The organism is Streptococcus sp. ALY_211, assembly GCF_058314555.1.
On the sequence record NZ_JBZFUN010000010.1, the window covers coordinates 22,245 to 39,414 of the forward strand.

16 protein-coding genes and 1 tRNA gene are annotated in these 17,170 nt (G+C 40.8%); 16 read left to right on the forward strand and 1 reads right to left on the reverse strand.

Going from position 1 to position 17,170, the window contains the following annotated elements; all coding sequences use genetic code 11:
* Positions 1 to 52: 52 nt before the first annotated feature.
* The 11 genes from AC4HAJ_RS07600 (at position 53) to AC4HAJ_RS07650 (ending at position 9,995) form a co-directional block, all read left to right on the forward strand.
* Entirely contained in the window at positions 53 to 745 is a 693-nt protein-coding gene (locus AC4HAJ_RS07600; protein WP_491079573.1) for a histidine phosphatase family protein, read from the forward strand.
* Positions 739 to 1,452, forward strand: a complete 714-nt coding sequence (locus AC4HAJ_RS07605; protein WP_491079574.1) for a M15 family metallopeptidase — start codon at positions 739 to 741, stop codon at positions 1,450 to 1,452. Before AC4HAJ_RS07600 ends, AC4HAJ_RS07605 begins: the two co-directional genes overlap by 7 nt.
* A 30-nt stretch (positions 1,453 to 1,482) precedes the next feature.
* Entirely contained in the window at positions 1,483 to 2,058 is a 576-nt protein-coding gene (locus AC4HAJ_RS07610; protein ID WP_491079575.1) for a glycoside hydrolase family 73 protein, read from the forward strand.
* 127 nt (positions 2,059 to 2,185) lie between these two features.
* Positions 2,186 to 3,220, forward strand: a complete 1,035-nt coding sequence (gene hrcA / locus AC4HAJ_RS07615) for a heat-inducible transcriptional repressor HrcA (RefSeq protein ID WP_491079576.1) — start codon at positions 2,186 to 2,188, stop codon at positions 3,218 to 3,220.
* 10 nt (positions 3,221 to 3,230) lie between these two features.
* Complete coding sequence (gene grpE / locus AC4HAJ_RS07620) at positions 3,231 to 3,788, forward strand: nucleotide exchange factor GrpE (protein WP_491079577.1); 558 nt, start codon at positions 3,231 to 3,233, stop codon at positions 3,786 to 3,788.
* A 179-nt stretch (positions 3,789 to 3,967) separates the two neighbouring features.
* Positions 3,968 to 5,797 (forward strand): molecular chaperone DnaK, encoded by a 1,830-nt coding sequence (gene dnaK, locus AC4HAJ_RS07625; RefSeq protein WP_491079578.1) that lies wholly within the window; start codon positions 3,968 to 3,970, stop codon positions 5,795 to 5,797.
* Positions 5,798 to 6,220: 423 nt separating this feature from the next.
* Positions 6,221 to 7,351 (forward strand): molecular chaperone DnaJ, encoded by a 1,131-nt coding sequence (gene dnaJ / locus AC4HAJ_RS07630; protein ID WP_491079579.1) that lies wholly within the window; start codon positions 6,221 to 6,223, stop codon positions 7,349 to 7,351.
* 109 nt (positions 7,352 to 7,460) lie between these two features.
* A complete protein-coding gene (gene truA, locus AC4HAJ_RS07635; protein ID WP_491079580.1) occupies positions 7,461 to 8,210 on the forward strand; it encodes a tRNA pseudouridine(38-40) synthase TruA in 750 nt (249 codons plus the stop codon).
* Positions 8,203 to 8,964 (forward strand): bifunctional hydroxymethylpyrimidine kinase/phosphomethylpyrimidine kinase, encoded by a 762-nt coding sequence (locus AC4HAJ_RS07640; RefSeq protein WP_491079581.1) that lies wholly within the window; start codon positions 8,203 to 8,205, stop codon positions 8,962 to 8,964. Before truA ends, AC4HAJ_RS07640 begins: the two co-directional genes overlap by 8 nt.
* Positions 8,951 to 9,418 carry an ECF transporter S component gene (locus tag AC4HAJ_RS07645; RefSeq protein ID WP_491079582.1) on the forward strand — a complete coding sequence of 156 codons (468 nt, stop codon included), beginning with the start codon at positions 8,951 to 8,953 and terminating at the stop codon, positions 9,416 to 9,418. The genes AC4HAJ_RS07640 and AC4HAJ_RS07645 overlap by 14 nt, the downstream gene beginning before the upstream one ends.
* 13 nt (positions 9,419 to 9,431) lie before the next feature.
* Complete coding sequence (locus AC4HAJ_RS07650; RefSeq protein WP_491079583.1) at positions 9,432 to 9,995, forward strand: TIGR01440 family protein; 564 nt, start codon at positions 9,432 to 9,434, stop codon at positions 9,993 to 9,995.
* 20 nt (positions 9,996 to 10,015) lie between these two features.
* Here the strand turns inward: AC4HAJ_RS07650 and AC4HAJ_RS07655 are convergent, their stop codons facing one another.
* On the reverse strand, positions 10,016 to 10,864 hold the full coding sequence (locus tag AC4HAJ_RS07655) for a mechanosensitive ion channel family protein (RefSeq protein ID WP_491079584.1): 849 nt from the start codon (positions 10,862 to 10,864) through the stop codon (positions 10,016 to 10,018).
* Positions 10,865 to 11,012: 148 nt separating this feature from the next.
* On the opposite strand from AC4HAJ_RS07655, the gene tig reads away from it, so the two are divergent.
* The 5 genes from tig (at position 11,013) to AC4HAJ_RS07680 (ending at position 16,492) form a co-directional block, all read left to right on the forward strand.
* Entirely contained in the window at positions 11,013 to 12,296 is a 1,284-nt protein-coding gene (gene tig, locus AC4HAJ_RS07660; protein WP_491079585.1) for a trigger factor, read from the forward strand.
* Between the two features lie 479 nt (positions 12,297 to 12,775).
* Positions 12,776 to 13,357, forward strand: a complete 582-nt coding sequence (gene rpoE, locus AC4HAJ_RS07665) for a DNA-directed RNA polymerase subunit delta (RefSeq protein WP_491079586.1) — start codon at positions 12,776 to 12,778, stop codon at positions 13,355 to 13,357.
* A 179-nt stretch (positions 13,358 to 13,536) separates the two neighbouring features.
* The gene (pyrG, locus tag AC4HAJ_RS07670) at positions 13,537 to 15,147 is read left to right on the forward strand and encodes a CTP synthase (RefSeq protein ID WP_491079587.1); all 1,611 of its coding nucleotides are present in this window, start codon (positions 13,537 to 13,539) and stop codon (positions 15,145 to 15,147) included.
* A gap of 220 nt (positions 15,148 to 15,367) precedes the next feature.
* A tRNA-Leu gene (locus AC4HAJ_RS07675) sits at positions 15,368 to 15,453 on the forward strand.
* A 157-nt stretch (positions 15,454 to 15,610) separates the two neighbouring features.
* The gene (locus tag AC4HAJ_RS07680) at positions 15,611 to 16,492 is read left to right on the forward strand and encodes a class II fructose-bisphosphate aldolase (protein ID WP_491079588.1); all 882 of its coding nucleotides are present in this window, start codon (positions 15,611 to 15,613) and stop codon (positions 16,490 to 16,492) included.
* Positions 16,493 to 17,170: the final 678 nt, after the last annotated feature.

Below are 17,170 nucleotides of genomic sequence, written 5' to 3' on the forward strand. Positions count from 1 at the left end.
TATTCGACCTAAATTTGATATAATAAACAAAATAACTAAAGAAGGTTTTACTATGGTTAAAACAAGATTATTTATAGCAAGACATGGAAAAACTATGTTTAATACGATTGGGCGTGCTCAAGGTTGGTCTGATACTCCGCTTACTCAAGAAGGGGAGCAAGGGATACATGAACTTGGACGGGGACTTAAGCTTGCTGGTGAGTCATTTGTTGCTGCTTATTCTAGTGACAGTGGTCGAACGATACAAACTATGGAGATTGTTCTGGAGGAATTAGGTCAAGAAAGTATTCCCTATAAGAGAGACAAGAGAATCCGTGAGTGGTGCTTTGGCAGTCTAGACGGTGGTTATGATGCCGAGTTATTTCATGGTGTCATGCCTCGGGTTTCTGACAAGCCTATGGAAGATATGACTTATGAGGAGATGGCTGAAGCTATTGTTGATGTTGATACGGCAGGCTGGGCTCAACCGTGGCCGGTTCTCAAGAATAGAATCTTAGAGGGTTTTATAAGTATAGCGAATGAGGTGTCTTCTAATGGAGGCGGAGATGTGATTGTTGTCAGTCATGGCATGACCATTGCTACTTTAATTTATTTGCTTGATCCTAGTAGCCCCCGTATTGCCTTGGATAATGGTAGTGTCTCGGTACTATCCTATGAAAATGGTCGCTTTACGATTGATGCTATAGGTGATATGAGTTATCGCCAGCAGGGACGCTTGGATAGAGAAAGGACAAGCTCATGCTGAAGAAGCGTGGTCGTTTAGCTATTGTCTTTTTAGTTCTTGGGAGCCTCTTAGTTTTATGTTTGGTTTTTGGGGGGCGGAATAAGCCTGTTTCGCTTTCTACTGGTTCTTCTAAACCTTCGTCTCAATCTGGTGGGGCACAGATGTTAGCAAAGGCTGATGATTGGGAATTGATTCTGGTCAATAGAAAGCATATGACTAAGGAATTGAATCCTGAACTTGCTTGGGTTGAAAATGTTCAAGTGGATGCGCGTATTAAAAGCGATGTTGAATCGTTTTTGGCAGCAGCTAGACGGATAGACGAGAAGGAACATTTGATATCGGGTTACCGAAGCGTTAGTTATCAGGAGGGCTTGTTCAATAGTTATGTTGAGCAGGAGCAGCTTGATCATCCATCTTGGACACATGATCAAGCTGTAAAAAAGGTGCAGACCTATTCACAGCCATCTGGAGCTAGTGAGCATCAGACGGGATTAGCTATCGATATATCTACTGTTGATAGTCTCAACAGCAGCGATCCTGCTACGGTAGAGCGTCTCAGAAAAATAGCTCCTAAATATGGCTTTGTTTTGCGGTTTGATAAGAGTAAGTCCGAGATCACTGGTGTAGGGTATGAGGACTGGCATTTTCGATATGTCGGTAAAGATTCTGCTGAGTATATGGAAAAGCACAAGCTTAGTTTAGAGGAGTATGTTGAACAGTTATCTTAATAATGAGGAGAAGATAATATGAGGACAAGGATGAAGCCACCAGTGTTTCTGACGATTCTTGGTGTGGTTCTTTTAAGTCTAATTGTATTGTTGAGCTTGAATGTCAAGCCGAAATCAATAGACACTAAAGTAAAAACAGCTTACAGTAAGCGAGAATTTATTACCCAAATAGCTCCTATGGCTAAAGAGTTATCGGATAATTATGGGGTTGATGCTTCTGTGATTATTGCCCAAGCAGCTCAAGGGTCTGATTTTGGGACAAATTTGTTGTCGGTTCGCTATCATAATGTGATGAGAACGGTCGCAGAGCCAGGGGAAGCTAAGGTTGTTTTATCAGCACAGTCTTATGAATCTAACCATTGGAAGAAAGTTAAGCAACCCTATGCTGTTTACAGGAGTTGGGAGGATAGTCTACAGGACTACCTACAGAGTTTAAGCTCCAATAGGGATTATAAGTCTCTTTATAAAATGTTAGCGACTTCGAATGATTACTTGCAGTCGGCGCAGGCCTTACAGCATTATGGATTTAGCACAGATCCCGACTATGGCGTTCAGCTGGTAAAGATTATCGAAGATTACAACTTGACACGCTATGATAAAAATTAGCACTCTTTTTAAAAGAGTGCTAATTTTTTAGCCTTTTTGCTTGACATCCCCTTATAGAAGGGTATAATGGAATCATAAGTTAGCACTCGGGTGATGGGAGTGCTAAACTATCAGGGGAGGGGTCGGTATGATTACACAGCGGCAAAATGATATTTTAGCTATGATTGTGCATTTATTTACTCAGACTCACGAACCTGTGGGGTCAAAGGTGTTACAAAATTATATCTCGTCTAGCAGTGCTACTATTCGAAATGATATGGCAGCGCTGGAAGAGGTTGGCTTGCTGGAAAAAGCGCACACTTCGAGTGGCCGCTTGCCTAGTAGGCAGGGGTTTCAATATTATGTGAATCATCTATTGAGCTTGGAACCTTTAGAAGAATCGGAGCTTTATGATTTAGTAGGTGCCTTTGATTTCGAATTTTTTAAATTAGATGATCTTTTACAAAAGGCAAGTGATATCTTATCTGATGTAACTGGTTATACGGCGATTACTTTAGATGTGGAGCCAAAGAATCAGCGGTTAACATCCTTTGATATTGTTAAGCTTGGTCAGCATGATGCTTTGGCTGTTATGACCTTTGATCATTCTAATACGGTGACTAGTCAGTTTGCCATCCCTAAAAATTTTTTGGATGAAGATTTGCAAATTTTTACTAGCCTGGTCAGAGAGCGCTTGTTAGAGCGATCGGTGATGGAAATTCATTATCGGATATTGACAGAGATTCCTCAAATTGTTCAACGTTATTTTAAGATCACAGATAATGTCTTGGAATTGTTTGAGCATATCTTTAAGGAAATGTTTGTTGAAAAGCTGTTTATATCAGGAAAGGAGAGAATTCTTCAATTTTCAGATATTGAGCGCTATCGCTTGTTAGATCATCATCAGGAATTAGCCTTGGATATCAGACAGCACTTGGATGATTCACAAGCCTATGCTATTAGTCTAGCTCAGGAAGGTCAAGCTGGTCTGGAAGCTATTAGCCGGGTCTCTTATAAATTTTTGATCCCCTATAGAGGTTTTGGCAGTATTAGTCTTTTGGGTCCTGTGACACTTGATTACCAGTACTCCTTAGAGATTCTGAGGGTGGTCGGTCAGATCCTGACTCTCAAGCTGGCAGATTTTTATCGCTATTTAAATAGTAATCACTATGAAGTCCATTAGAGGAGGTTTTATGTCAGAAGATATTAAAAAAGAAAATGAAGCAGTTGCGGAAGAAGAAATTTCTGAAACAGAAGAAACTATACAGGAGCAAGAGTCAGTCGATTCAGAAGTTGAGGAAGTTGCTGCAGACCCATCCGAACTTGAGCAGGCCCAAGCCAAAGCAGAAGAATTTGAAAATAAATTCTTGCGTGCTCATGCTGAGATGCAGAATATTCAGCGTCGCGCCAACGAAGAGCGCCAGCAGCTGCAGAAGTACCGCTCGCAAGATTTGGCTAAGGGCATTCTACCTAGTCTCGATAATCTTGAGCGGGCCTTAGCAGTTGAGGGGTTAACTGATGATGTTAAAAAGGGTCTTGAAATGGTACAAGAAAGCCTGATCCAAGCTCTTAAAGAAGAGGGTGTAGAGGAAGTTGCAGTTGATAGTTTTGATCACAACTTCCATATGGCTGTTCAAACTTTACCAGCTGATGAGGAACATCCTGCAGAGAGCATTGCAGAAGTCTTCCAAAAGGGTTATAAACTGCACGATCGCCTGCTTCGTCCAGCCATGGTTGTGGTATATAACTAGTCAATAATGATGGGTATTAAAACATCTCATCATTATACGGCAACATTGCCTGGACTTCTTACTATCTCACGCTGTAACTATGCGATGATGGCTAATCAATAAGATTGAACTAATTGTGTCCGAGATGACCTTAAACTATTATCATAAAAGTAAAAATAATATTAAAAGAGGAAAAAGAGATGTCTAAAATTATTGGTATTGACTTAGGAACAACAAACTCGGCAGTTGCCGTTCTTGAAGGAACTGAAAGTAAAATTATCGCTAATCCAGAAGGTAACCGTACAACGCCTTCTGTTGTATCTTTTAAAAATGGTGAAATTATTGTCGGTGATGCTGCTAAGCGTCAAGCTGTGACTAATCCAGAAACCATTATTTCTATTAAATCTAAAATGGGAACATCTGAGAAAGTCTCAGCAAATGGTAAAGAATATACGCCACAAGAAATTTCAGCAATGATTCTTCAATACCTTAAAGGGTATGCTGAAGATTACCTTGGTGAAAAAGTTGAAAAAGCTGTTATTACAGTTCCTGCTTACTTCAACGATGCCCAACGTCAAGCAACCAAAGACGCTGGTAAAATTGCTGGTCTTGAAGTAGAGCGTATCGTCAACGAACCAACTGCTGCGGCCCTTGCTTACGGTCTTGATAAGCAAGATAAAGATGAAAAAATCTTGGTATTTGACCTTGGTGGTGGTACTTTCGACGTATCAATCCTTGAATTGGGAGATGGTGTCTTTGATGTATTAGCTACTGCTGGTGATAATAAACTCGGTGGGGATGACTTTGACCAAAAGATTATTGATTTCTTGGTAGATGAATTCAAGAAAGAAAATGGCATTGATCTTTCTACTGATAATATGGCTTTGCAACGCTTGAAAGATGCTGCTGAAAAGGCTAAAAAAGATCTATCGGGTGTAACGCAAACACAAATTAGCTTGCCTTTCATCACTGCTGGTGAAGCAGGTCCTCTTCACTTGGAAGTATCATTGACCCGTGCTAAGTTTGATGATTTGACTCGTGATCTGGTTGAGCGCACTAAGACTCCTGTTCGCCAAGCCTTGTCTGACGCTGACTTGACTCTGGCAGAAATCGATGAAGTTATCTTGGTCGGTGGTTCAACGCGTATTCCTGCTGTTGTTGAAGCAGTTAAGGCTGAAACTGGTAAAGAACCAAATAAATCTGTGAATCCTGACGAAGTTGTTGCTATGGGTGCTGCTATTCAAGGTGGAGTTATCACTGGTGATGTTAAGGATGTCGTTCTTCTTGATGTTACACCGTTGTCACTCGGTATCGAAACTATGGGTGGTGTCTTCACGAAGTTGATTGATCGCAACACAACCATCCCAACTTCTAAGTCACAAGTCTTCTCAACTGCTGCTGATAATCAACCCGCTGTTGATATTCATGTCCTTCAAGGGGAACGCCCAATGGCTGCAGATAATAAAACGCTTGGACGTTTCCAATTGACTGATATTCCAGCAGCTCCTCGTGGTGTGCCACAAATCGAAGTGACATTCGATATCGATAAAAACGGTATTGTATCTGTTAAGGCTAAAGACCTTGGTACGCAAAAAGAACAACACATCGTTATCAAATCAAATGACGGTCTTTCTGAAGACGAAATTGAACGTATGATGAAAGATGCAGAAGCTAATGCGGATGCTGATGCTAAGCGTAAGGAAGAAGTTGATCTTCGTAACGAAGTTGACCAAGCGATCTTTGCAACAGAAAAGACTATTAAAGAAACTGAAGGCAAAGGCTTTGATGCTGAGCGTGATGCTGCTCAATCAGCTCTCGACGACTTGAAGAAAGCCCAAGAAGATAATAATCTTGACGATATGAAGGCTAAACTCGAAGCCCTCAATGAGAAAGCACAAGCTCTTGCTGTTAAAATGTACGAGCAAGCTGCAGCTGAGCAACAAGCAGCTGGTGCAGATGGCACAGCTGATGCTGGTTCATCAGATAAGGGCGGAGACGATGTCGTAGACGGTGAGTTTACAGAGAAGTAAAAACCTTCGGGGAAGGTTTTTAGCCCCTGAGCTTAGAAACTAGAAGCGAAGGGTTCAGGACCGAAGGATTATTTTATCCCGAGTTTGAAAAAGCATTTAATATCGAAATGCTTTTCAAGCGTCGTAAGATAGTCAGCAGTAGGTCTTAAGAGTAGTAAGGATAAAAGCCAATCACAGAGGTTGCAAGCCGGCCTCTGTTTTTGGGTAGTAGCGTCAGTGCAAAAAGATAGATTTTCATAGGATGTAAATATCTGTTGTCAAATCTCCTATTTTGGCGGTGTCCATCAAACGCCTTTAATATCATAACGAAAGGAATTGAACCCGCCCTAAAAGCCGTGTGAAAAAAGACAAATTGTCTAGAAAATCAGGGTTTTCTGCCAATTTTCTATTTTCACTTTGCTTTTTACGGGCTTGGTATCTTATATGAACAATACAGAATATTATGATCGTCTGGGGGTGTCTAAGGACGCCAGTCAAGACGAGATAAAAAAAGCTTATCGCAAGATGTCTAAAAAATATCACCCAGATATCAATAAGGAACCTGGGGCTGAGCAAAAATATAAGGAAGTTCAAGAAGCCTATGAAACCTTGAGTGATGAGCAAAAACGTGCTGCCTATGACCAGTATGGTCCAGATGGTGCCAATGCTGGTTTTGGCGGTGGCGGTTTTGGTGGCTTTGATGGCGCTGGTTTCGGTGGCTTTGAAGACATCTTTTCGAGCATTTTTGGTGGCGGTGCTAATCGTAACCCTAATGCACCACGTCAAGGTGATGATCTCCAGTACCGTTTGAACTTGGATTTTGAAGAGGCAGTTTTTGGTACTGAAAAGGATGTTACCTACAATCGTGAAACAGAATGTCATACCTGTCATGGATCTGGAGCTAAGCCAGGTAGCAGTCCTGTAACTTGTAGCCGCTGTCACGGTCAAGGTGTGATCACGGTTGATACCCAAACACCGCTTGGTCGTATGCGCCGTCAAATCACTTGTGATGTCTGCCATGGTAGTGGTAAAGAGATCAAAGATCCTTGTCAAACTTGTCAAGGTTCAGGCCATGAGAGCCAAGCTCATAAGGTATCTGTCAAGGTGCCAGCAGGTGTTGAAACGGGTCAGCAAATCCGTTTGGCTGGTCAAGGAGAAGCAGGAACCAATGGTGGTCTTTACGGTGATTTATTCGTCATCATTAATGTTCTCCCTAGTCAAAAATTTGAGCGTGATGGTTCTACTATTTACTATACTTTGAATATCAGTTTTGCTCAGGCAGCTCTTGGTGATGTCGTTGAGGTTCCGACTGTCCATGGTGATGTTGAAATGACGATTCCAGAAGGGACACAGACGGGTAAAACCTTCCGTTTGAAAGGTAAGGGAGCACCTCGATTGCGTGGCGGCGGTCAAGGAGATCAACATGTAACGATCAATGTCGTGACACCAACTAAATTAAATGATGCTCAACGTCAGGCTCTAAAAGAATTGGCTAAGGCTAGTGGCGAAGAGGAAATTCATCCTAAAAAGAAGGGCTTCTTTGATAAAATGAAGGATGCTTTTGAAACAGATTAGATAGACAAAGAGGGGCGTTGGCCTCTCTTTTGTTTGGATAAAAACTATAGGGGGACAGTTTTGAGATTTGTCCCTAGTCAGTTGATCTGTCTGATGTTAAAATGATGTCATGGTAAGGTATAAAGCAGTCATTTCATACGATGGCACATTGTTTGCAGGGTTTCAACGACAAAGCTCAGAGCGTTCGGTACAAGAAGAACTAGAAAAAACCTTGACTCGTCTAAATAGTGGCAGTTCGGTTTTGGTTCATGGAGCAGGTCGTACAGATAGTGGCGTCCATGCTTATGGTCAGGTAATTCATTTTGATCTGCCCCAGCGGCGTGACGAAGAACGCTTGCGTTTTGCTTTGGATACACAATCGCCAGAGGATATTGATGTGGTGAGTATTGAACAGGTATCTGATGACTTTCATGCACGTTACAATAAGCACAGTAAAACGTATGAGTTTTTAGTTGATGTCGGTCGTCCTAAAAATCCTATGATGAGAGCCTATGCAACCCATTTCCCTTATCCAGTAGATCTGGATCTCATGCAAGAAGCGATTAAGGATCTGATAGGTACTCACGATTTTACAGGATTTACTGCATCGGGGACATCTGTGGAAAACAAGGTCAGAACCATAACACAAGCTAATGTGGTTTGTGATCCTAAGACTGGTTTTCTTGTTTTTACCTTTTCAGGTAATGGTTTTCTCTACAAGCAGGTCCGCAATATGGTTGGGACCTTGCTTAAGATTGGTAATGGACGTCTACCGGTCAGTCAGATTAAATTGGTTTTGGATTCTAAAGACCGTAATCTTGCTGGGCCAACGGCGGCTGGTAACGGCTTATATCTCAAGGAGGTTATCTACGATGACTAATGTATTAGCAATTTCAGGAAATGATATTTTTAGCGGTGGTGGTCTGCATGCTGATCTCAATACTTATCAAGCTAGTGGCTTGCATGGTTTTGTAGCGGTGACTTGTCTGACTGCAGTTACAGACAATGGTTTTGAAGTCTTTGCGACAGATTCGAAAATTTTTGCCCATCAGTTGACTAGCTTGAAAGATGTAGATTTTGCAGGGATTAAGTTGGGATTGCTTCCGAATGTTGATCTTGCGCAACAAGCTCTCAACTTTATAAAGGATCATCCTGGCATTCCAGTGGTGCTTGATCCGGTTTTGGTATGCAAGGAAAAACATGATATAGCTGTTAGTGATCTACGAGATGAACTGCTCAAATTTTTACCTTATGTCACTATTGTGACTCCAAATCTGGTTGAAGCGGAAATTCTCACTCAGATGACGATTGAAAGCGTTGATGATATGATAGTGGCAGCGAAAAAGTTATATGACCTTGGAGCTCAAGCTGTTGTGGTTAAAGGTGGAAAACGCTTGAATGAAAATAAGGCTATTGATGTCTATTATGATGGTCAAGGAAGTAAGATTTTAGAGGCATCTTTGCTAGAGGAAAATAATATTGGGGCAGGTTGTACATTTGCCTCTGCTATTGCAAGTCGTTTGGTTAAGGGGGCAATCCCTCAGGAAGCTGTAGAGGCTGCCAAGGCTTTTGTTCACCAAGCAATCAAGCATTCTGATCAATATGGAGTAAGGCAAGTCTATGACCAAGAATAATATTAGGACTTTAACAAGATTAGCTATTTTAATAGCTTTAGCAGTGGTTTTAGGACGTGTAGGGCAAATTCCAACACCGACTGGCTTTTTGACTTTGGTTGATGCAGTTATTTTCTTCACAGCCTTTTCTTTTGGATCACCTCAAGGAGCTATTGTAGGTGGCGGCAGCGCCTTTTTGCTGGATCTGTTGTCAGGCTATCCTAATTGGATGCTGATTAGTTTGGTTGCTCACGGTGCCCAAGGTTATTTTGCTGGTTGGACTGGTATTAAGAGAGTCCTGGGATTGGTTTTGTCCAGTCTGTCTATGATTGGTATCTATTTTTTAGGAGGATGGTTCCTGTATGGATTGGGTGAGTCCTTGGCAGGTATTTGGAGCAACGTCTTCCAAAACTTTTTAGGTATGATTGTGGGGTATCTGGTTTATCAAGGGTACAAAAGGTCTGTTAAATCTTAGAATTGAGGGGAAAATGGATCTAAACTTATTAGAAGAGCAAACACGAGGTATTATTTGTGATATTTTAGAGCGGTCTGCTATTAAAGCAGGGCAAATTTTTGTCCTTGGCTTATCATCTAGTGAAGTAGCAGGTGGCAGGATTGGTCAAAATTCTAACCTTGAGATTGGCGAAGTTATTGTAAAAACAATCCTGGAAGAAACACAGAAGCGTGGCGTTCATCTGGCTGTACAGGGGTGTGAACATATTAACCGTGCTTTGGTTGTTGAGGAAACCCTTGCTGAGCAAAGGGAACTTGAAGTGGTCAATGTTCTTCCGACCATTCATGCAGGTGGCAGTGGTCAGTTGGCTGCTTTCAAGTTTATGGCTAATCCGGTTGAGGTGGAAGAGATCGTAGCTCATGCTGGATTAGATATTGGGGATACTTTTATTGGCATGCATGTTAAGCGTGTGCAGGTTCCTTTGGTACCATTGCAACGTGAGCTTGGTCGTGCTCATGTTACAGCTTTAGCCAGTCGTCCAAAATTGATCGGTGGGGCTAGAGCGCAGTATCAGGTAGATCCTATTCGAAAATCATAAAAACAGTCCTGACAAAAATGTCAGGACTGTTTTGGTGTGATCAAGTGGGCGCTTGGTGTGGGCAGATTCATTCCTGCTGCTAGCAGGGCTTCTTGGTATAGTCGGAAGAATTTAGAGTAGATTTGATACTGTTTTCCATTTTCTACGAAAATATCTATGCGAAAGACGAACTGACCATTAGTTGCTGTGAGAGGGCCTAAAATATTTGGCACACCGACAATTTCAGGAGTTTCTGGTACTTCTTTGGTGTTGACACTTTTGATGATTTCAGTAATTTTATCCAGGTTACTAGTAGCATAGATGGGGATATCGACTTGAGCTCGCATGTCCCCTCGAGATTGATTGCTGACGAGAAGGATCTGACGGTTTGGGATGAAGTGCAAGGTTCCATCAAAACCGCGAATTTCTGTTGTGCGAATGCCGACACTGGAGACAGTTCCTGAGATATTGTCTACCGTAACTGAATCACCAACATCGAACTGACGTTCAATCAGGATGAAAAAGCCATTGACTAAGTCAGATAGAAATCCCTGAGCACCGAGACCGATGGCTAAACCAGCAATACCAGCTCCTGCTAAAAGACTGGATACTGGTATACCGATGATGGCTAATATCCAGTAGATGAGTATAAAATAAAGAGAATAGTTCATAATATTGTGGAAGAGTTTGACCAGAGTCTTGCGTCTGCCATCATCTTTACCTAATAGCTTTGTTGACTTAACAAAGAACCGCTCAAAGATTAGATTAGCTAGGTATTTACCGATGAAAAAAAATATAAATAGTAGGGCCAAAGAGATAGCTTTGGATAAGAGGTTGACAGCGAGGTCTTCGAGTTTAAGAGAATTCCAATATTTTAATAAGATAGACATACATGAATCCTTTCTAGAGACTAGTCTAACAAAAAAATTGCTGAATGACTAAAGACATTTGGTCATTCTCTATGCGATAGAGAAAAAACTTTAAAATCACCTCAAAGTATGTTAGACTAAGGTGTATTACAATTTTAAGGAGAAAAAGATGTCTGTATCATTTGAAAACACAGCAACAAATCGTGGTGTGCTTACATTTACAATCAGTCAAGAACAAATCAAACCAGCCCTCGACGAAGCCTTTAATAAAGTAAAGAAAGATTTAAATGTGCCTGGTTTCCGTAAGGGTCATATTCCTCGTCCAGTATTTGATCAACGTTTTGGTGAGGAAGCTCTTTATCAAGATGCCTTAAATGCTATTGTGCCAACAGCTTATGATGCAGCGGTAGCTGAGAGTGGTCTAGATGTCGTTGCTCAACCTCAAATTAATGTTGAGTCGATGGAAAAAGGACAAGAATGGGTTATTAAAGCTGATGTTGTCACAAAACCAGAAGTGAAGTTGGGTGATTATAAAAATCTTGAGGTATCAGTAGACACTACTAAGGAAGTGACTGACCAAGAAATTGATGAGAAGATCGAACGTGAACGTAATAACTTAGCAGAATTAGCTATTAAAGATGATGCTGCTGAAAATGGTGATACTGTGGTTATCGATTTTGTTGGTACAGTTGACGGTGTTGAGTTTGATGGTGGTAAAGGTGATAACTTCTCTCTTGAGTTGGGTTCTGGCCAATTTATCCCTGGATTTGAAGATCAATTAGTAGGTTCAAAGGCTGGAGATCAAGTAGAGGTTAAGGTGACTTTCCCAGAAGATTATCAAGCTGAGGATCTTGCTGGTAAGGATGCTGTTTTTGCTACCACTGTTCATGAAGTCAAATCAAAAGAAGTTCCTGATCTTGATGATGAATTAGCCAAAGATATTGATGAAGAAGTGGAAACACTTGATGAATTAAAGGCTAAATATCGTAAAGAACTTGAGGCATCTAAAGAGATTGCTTATGATGATGCTGTTGAAGGTGCTGCTATTGAACTTGCAGTGGCTAATGCTACTATTGATGAATTACCTAATGAGATGGTTCACGAAGAAGTTCATCGTGCTATGAATGAATTCTTGAGCAATATGCAACAGCAAGGTATTTCTCCAGAAATGTATTACCAACTGACTGGTACATCGGAAGCAGATCTACATAACCAATATGAAGCAGATGCTGATCAACGTGTTCGTACTAATCTTGTTATTGAAGCTATTGCAAAAGCGGAAGGTTTTGATGCCACTGAGGAAGAGATCGAAAAGGAAATTACTGATCTAGCTTCAGAGTACAATATGGATGCGAATCAAGTGCGTTCATTATTGTCACCAGATATGCTTAAACACGATATTACTATGAAGAAAGCTATTGAAGCTATCACAAGTTCTGCAAAGGTGAAATAAGATTAAGTGAGAGGAGGCTGAGACAAAGGTTCTCAGCCTTATTTATTTGCTAGGCGCAGTGGTAGCTCAAACAGTTTGGGGAACTGTTGGAGGTTATCTAATCCCATGAACTTTGCTTATCTTATCCCCAACCTCCAAAGATCTGGAAGACCTTTGGAGCTATGCGGAGATGGGCTAAAAAGCTCTACCGGAGCTTTTTAATCGGGAAATAAAGCTTGCAAAGTAAGTGTCAAAATGCTCCGGTGGAGGATTTCTACCTAGGCCTAAAAATAAGAGAGCGAGGCAAATCAAAACCGTGATTTTCTTACGGTTTATTGATATTTGTTCTACTCTCCTTTTTTGTGCTATATTCCTAGTCATTGTCAAGTTTTCGAGAGTTTTGTTATAACAATATAGTTTGGGGATGTACGTATTCCTTTTTGACTTACGGACTAAAATACAGTAGAATATAAATCAACGATAAAATAAGGAGAACTGCCTTGGAATTAGAAGTATTTGCTGGACAAGAAAAAAGCGAATTATCAATGATTGAAGTAGCTCGTGCTATTTTGGAAACGCGTGGTCGTGATCACGAAATGTATTTCAGTGACTTGGTCAACGAAATTCAAACTTATCTTGGAAAATCTGACGCTGAGATCCGTCAAGCATTACCGTTCTTTTATTCAGATTTGAATACAGATGGTAGTTTTATTCCTCTCGGTGAAAATAAATGGGGCTTGCGTTCATGGTATGCTGTTGATGAAATTGACGAAGAGGTTATCACTTTAGAAGACAATGGCGAAGATGCTCCTAAGCGTAAGAAAAAACGTGTCAATGCTTTCATGGATGGCGATGAGGATGCTATCGATTACAATGATGATGATCCTGAAGATGAAGATAGTTTCACCCCGACAGATGTTGAGTATGACGAAGAGAATCCAGATGATGAAAAATCTGAGGTAGAATCTTACGATTCTGAGATTAACGAGATTATTCCTGAAGATGAAGTTGACGATGAAGAAGTCGTGGTCAATGAATCTGATGACGAAGACGAAGATGAAAGTGATAGTGAATCTGAATAATCTGATGGCTAGAGAGTCTGTGACGTTTTGTCATTGACAAAGATTTTGAGATACATTATACTATTTATCGGGCACCTCTTTTAGAGGTCGGAAAGCTCCCTACATGAATAGGGGGCTATTTTTTGTTTTTATGGCAAAAGGATAGCCACAGTAGCTAGTGAGAAGGATAAGGAGTATCTATGACAAAATACATTTTTGTAACCGGCGGTGTTGTTTCTTCTATCGGTAAAGGTATTGTTGCTGCCAGTCTTGGGCGTTTGCTGAAAAATCGTGGACTTAAAGTCACCATCCAAAAATTTGATCCTTATATCAACATAGATCCTGGTACTATGAGTCCTTATCAGCATGGTGAAGTATATGTGACAGATGATGGTGCTGAAACCGACCTGGATCTGGGGCATTATGAGCGCTTTATCGATATTAATCTAAATAAGTATTCTAATGTGACGACTGGTAAAATCTATAGTGAGGTTCTTCGTAAGGAGCGTAAAGGGGAGTATCTCGGAGCAACTGTTCAGGTTATTCCACATATTACAGATGCTCTAAAAGAAAAAATCAAACGTGCTGCCACAACAACGGATTCAGATGTTATCATTACAGAGGTTGGTGGTACAGTAGGAGATATTGAAAGTCTTCCTTTCTTAGAAGCTCTGCGGCAAATGAAGGCAGATGTTGGTTCTGATAATGTTATGTATATCCATACAACCCTGCTTCCTTACCTTAAGGCTGCAGGTGAGATGAAAACAAAGCCAACGCAACACTCTGTGAAGGAACTGCGTGGACTAGGTATTCAGCCTAATATGTTGGTTATTAGGACTGAGCAGCCTGTAGAACAAGGCGTTAAGAATAAACTAGCTCAGTTTTGTGATGTTAATCCTGAGGCAGTTATTGAATCACGTGATGTTGAACACATTTATCAAGTGCCACTTAACATGCAAGCTCAAGGTATGGACCAAATTGTCTGTGACCACCTCAAGATCGATGCACCACAAGCTGATATGAGTGAATGGTCAGCTATGGTTGATAAGGTTCTTAACCTCAAGAAAACCACTAAGATTGCTTTGGTTGGTAAATATGTGGAATTGCCTGATGCTTACTTGTCAGTTGTTGAAGCACTTAAGCACTCAGGTTATGTTAATGACTCAGCGATTGATTTGAATTGGATCAATGCAAATGATGTTACGGCTGACAATGTTGAAGATTTGCTTGGTGATGCTGATGGTATCATTATTCCAGGTGGATTTGGTCAACGTGGGACAGAAGGGAAGATTGAAGCCATTCGTTATGCACGTGAAAATGACGTCCCTATGCTGGGTGTCTGCCTTGGAATGCAGTTGACCTGTGTGGAGTTTGCTCGTAATGTTTTAAATATGCAAGGTGCTAACTCTGCTGAGTTAGATCCTAATACCCCTTACCCGGTCATTGATATTATGAGGGACCAAATTGATGTTGAGGATATGGGAGGGACGCTTCGCCTAGGTCTTTATCCATGTAAGTTAAAACCTGGCTCTAAGGCTGCTGCGGCTTATAATAATCAAGAGGTAGTGCAGCGTCGTCATCGCCATCGCTATGAATTTACTACGAAATTCCGTGAGGCATTTGAGCGAGCAGGGCTTGTTTTTTCAGGTGTATCTCCAGATAATCGCTTGATGGAAATTGTTGAGTTGCCTGATAAAAAATTCTTTGTTGCAGCTCAATACCATCCAGAATTACAGAGTCGCCCTAATCATCCTGAGGAGTTATACACTGCTTTTGTGACAGCTGCCGTTGAAAATTCCTTACGCGCTTAATTCTTAACCTTGACGAGTCTAGGATAGAGTGTCTAGGCTCGTTTTTCTTATCCATTTAATGGTGGAGTTTAGCGGCTAAAAGAGAGACTGCCGGCTGTTTGGTCTTTTGTTTTGCTTCTAATGGGAGAGCTGGTGAGGCTGGACTTGCAATGAAAAATCATTAAAAAGTATTGACAAGCAAAATGACTATTGCTATAATGTTTTTTGTTATTGAGCAATAGCGGAAATGGCGGAATTGGCAGACGCGCAGGACTAAGGATCCTGTGACCGCTTTAGGTCGTGAGGGTTCAAGTCCCTCTTTCCGCATACTGAGAATCAGCAAGAGTTGATTCTTTTTTTGTTTCCAAAGAGCATTAGGAAAAACGTTTCCAAGTCTGATTAAGGCTAGTTTTTTAGAATGATTTGTGCTAAAATTAGCATTGTAAACGGGTTCATCCCAAAAAATTTATAGGAGGCCTTTATAATGGCAATCGTTTCAGCGGAAAAATTTGTCCAAGCGGCTCGTGACAATGGTTATGCAGTTGGTGGATTTAACACAAACAACCTTGAGTGGACTCAAGCGATCTTGCGTGCAGCGGAAAGCAAGAAAGCTCCAGTTTTGATCCAAACTTCTATGGGTGCTGCTAAATACATGGGTGGTTACAAACTTTGTAAAGCTCTCATCGAGAACTTGGTAGAATCAATGGGTATCACTGTACCAGTTGCTATTCATCTTGACCATGGTCACTATGATGATGCTTTGGAATGTATCGAGGTCGGTTACACTTCAGTTATGTTTGATGGTTCACACCTTCCAATCGAAGAAAACCTTGAAAAAGCAAAAGTTGTTGTTGAAAAAGCACACGCAAAAGGTATCTCAGTAGAAGCTGAAGTAGGTACTATCGGTGGTGAAGAAGATGGTATTATCGGTGACGGTGAGTTGGCACCGATTGATGATGCTAAAGCCATGGTTGCTACTGGAGTCGATTTCTTGGCTGCTGGTATTGGTAATATCCACGGACCTTATCCAGAAAACTGGAGTGGACTTCACCTTGATCACCTTGAAAAATTGACTGCAGCTGTACCTAACTTCCCAATCGTATTGCACGGTGGATCAGGTATTCCTGATGATCAAATTCAAGCAGCTATCAAACTTGGTGTGGCAAAAGTTAATGTTAACACTGAATGCCAAATCGCATTTGCAAATGCTACTCGTCAATTCGTTCGTGAGTATGACGCTAATGAAGCTGAATACGATAAGAAGAAACTCTTCGACCCACGTAAATTCTTGAAACCAGGTTTCGAAGCAATTACTGCAGCAGTTGAAGAACGTATCGACGTATTTGGTTCAGCAAACAAAGCTTAATTGAGCGTTATTTAAAATGAAAGGGTTTCCTATAGGGGATCCTTTTTATACTAGATGCGGAGTTGTTTTCTACTGATCAGTACTGCGAACAAATCTCAGATTTGGAGCAAATAAAGCTTAAGAATCTGCGAAGCAATCTTGGATTGTGAGCAAACAAAGCTTGATTGAACTGAAAACACGATAACATAGAGCTTTCTCCAAAAGGGAAAGCTTTTTTGTGTAATTCAAAATTATTATCAATTGTAGTGGGTGACTTATAATAGAAAGTAAGAGAAGGCAAATGTTATTCTTTCTTTTTGATATAAAATATAGTTTTCAGGGCAGATTTAAACTGCTACCGAATTAAGGTTTTTCTTTCAAAAAGAAACGAGTTTAGGACAAAGGTCTAGACTTGTTAACATGTTTTAGATTTACTGATTTTCTTCCCTTTTATGGTTAATCGTCATCATTACTAGCACATAAGGAAAGGATATTGTCTAGATAAGTGAATTATTTTTTAAATAACTGTCAATCGAAATTGATAATGTCTTGAAAAAATCGGTCAGATAAGTGGAAATTGGTTATAATAGTGGTTGAGAGGTATTCCTCTCATGTTTGAATTCTTCATAAGATTTTCCGATTTTATGAAGGTATTGCTTGAAAGATGCAAGTTTCCACGGATGGGATTGTGGTGGAATA

What these genes read in the sequence shown, in the direction of transcription:
- AC4HAJ_RS07600 (WP_491079573.1), top strand. Translation starts at nt 53, where the DNA reads ATGGTTAAAACAAGATTATTTATAGCAAGACATGGAAAAACTATGTTT.
- AC4HAJ_RS07605 (WP_491079574.1), top strand. Translation starts at nt 739, where the DNA reads ATGCTGAAGAAGCGTGGTCGTTTAGCTATTGTCTTTTTAGTTCTTGGG.
- AC4HAJ_RS07610 (WP_491079575.1), top strand. Translation starts at nt 1,483, where the DNA reads ATGAAGCCACCAGTGTTTCTGACGATTCTTGGTGTGGTTCTTTTAAGT.
- hrcA (WP_491079576.1), top strand. Translation starts at nt 2,186, where the DNA reads ATGATTACACAGCGGCAAAATGATATTTTAGCTATGATTGTGCATTTA.
- grpE (WP_491079577.1), top strand. Translation starts at nt 3,231, where the DNA reads ATGTCAGAAGATATTAAAAAAGAAAATGAAGCAGTTGCGGAAGAAGAA.
- dnaK (WP_491079578.1), top strand. Translation starts at nt 3,968, where the DNA reads ATGTCTAAAATTATTGGTATTGACTTAGGAACAACAAACTCGGCAGTT.
- dnaJ (WP_491079579.1), top strand. Translation starts at nt 6,221, where the DNA reads ATGAACAATACAGAATATTATGATCGTCTGGGGGTGTCTAAGGACGCC.
- truA (WP_491079580.1), top strand. Translation starts at nt 7,461, where the DNA reads ATGGTAAGGTATAAAGCAGTCATTTCATACGATGGCACATTGTTTGCA.
- AC4HAJ_RS07640 (WP_491079581.1), top strand. Translation starts at nt 8,203, where the DNA reads ATGACTAATGTATTAGCAATTTCAGGAAATGATATTTTTAGCGGTGGT.
- AC4HAJ_RS07645 (WP_491079582.1), top strand. Translation starts at nt 8,951, where the DNA reads ATGACCAAGAATAATATTAGGACTTTAACAAGATTAGCTATTTTAATA.
- AC4HAJ_RS07650 (WP_491079583.1), top strand. Translation starts at nt 9,432, where the DNA reads ATGGATCTAAACTTATTAGAAGAGCAAACACGAGGTATTATTTGTGAT.
- AC4HAJ_RS07655 (WP_491079584.1), bottom strand. Translation starts at nt 10,864, where the DNA reads ATGTCTATCTTATTAAAATATTGGAATTCTCTTAAACTCGAAGACCTC.
- tig (WP_491079585.1), top strand. Translation starts at nt 11,013, where the DNA reads ATGTCTGTATCATTTGAAAACACAGCAACAAATCGTGGTGTGCTTACA.
- pyrG (WP_491079587.1), top strand. Translation starts at nt 13,537, where the DNA reads ATGACAAAATACATTTTTGTAACCGGCGGTGTTGTTTCTTCTATCGGT.
- AC4HAJ_RS07680 (WP_491079588.1), top strand. Translation starts at nt 15,611, where the DNA reads ATGGCAATCGTTTCAGCGGAAAAATTTGTCCAAGCGGCTCGTGACAAT.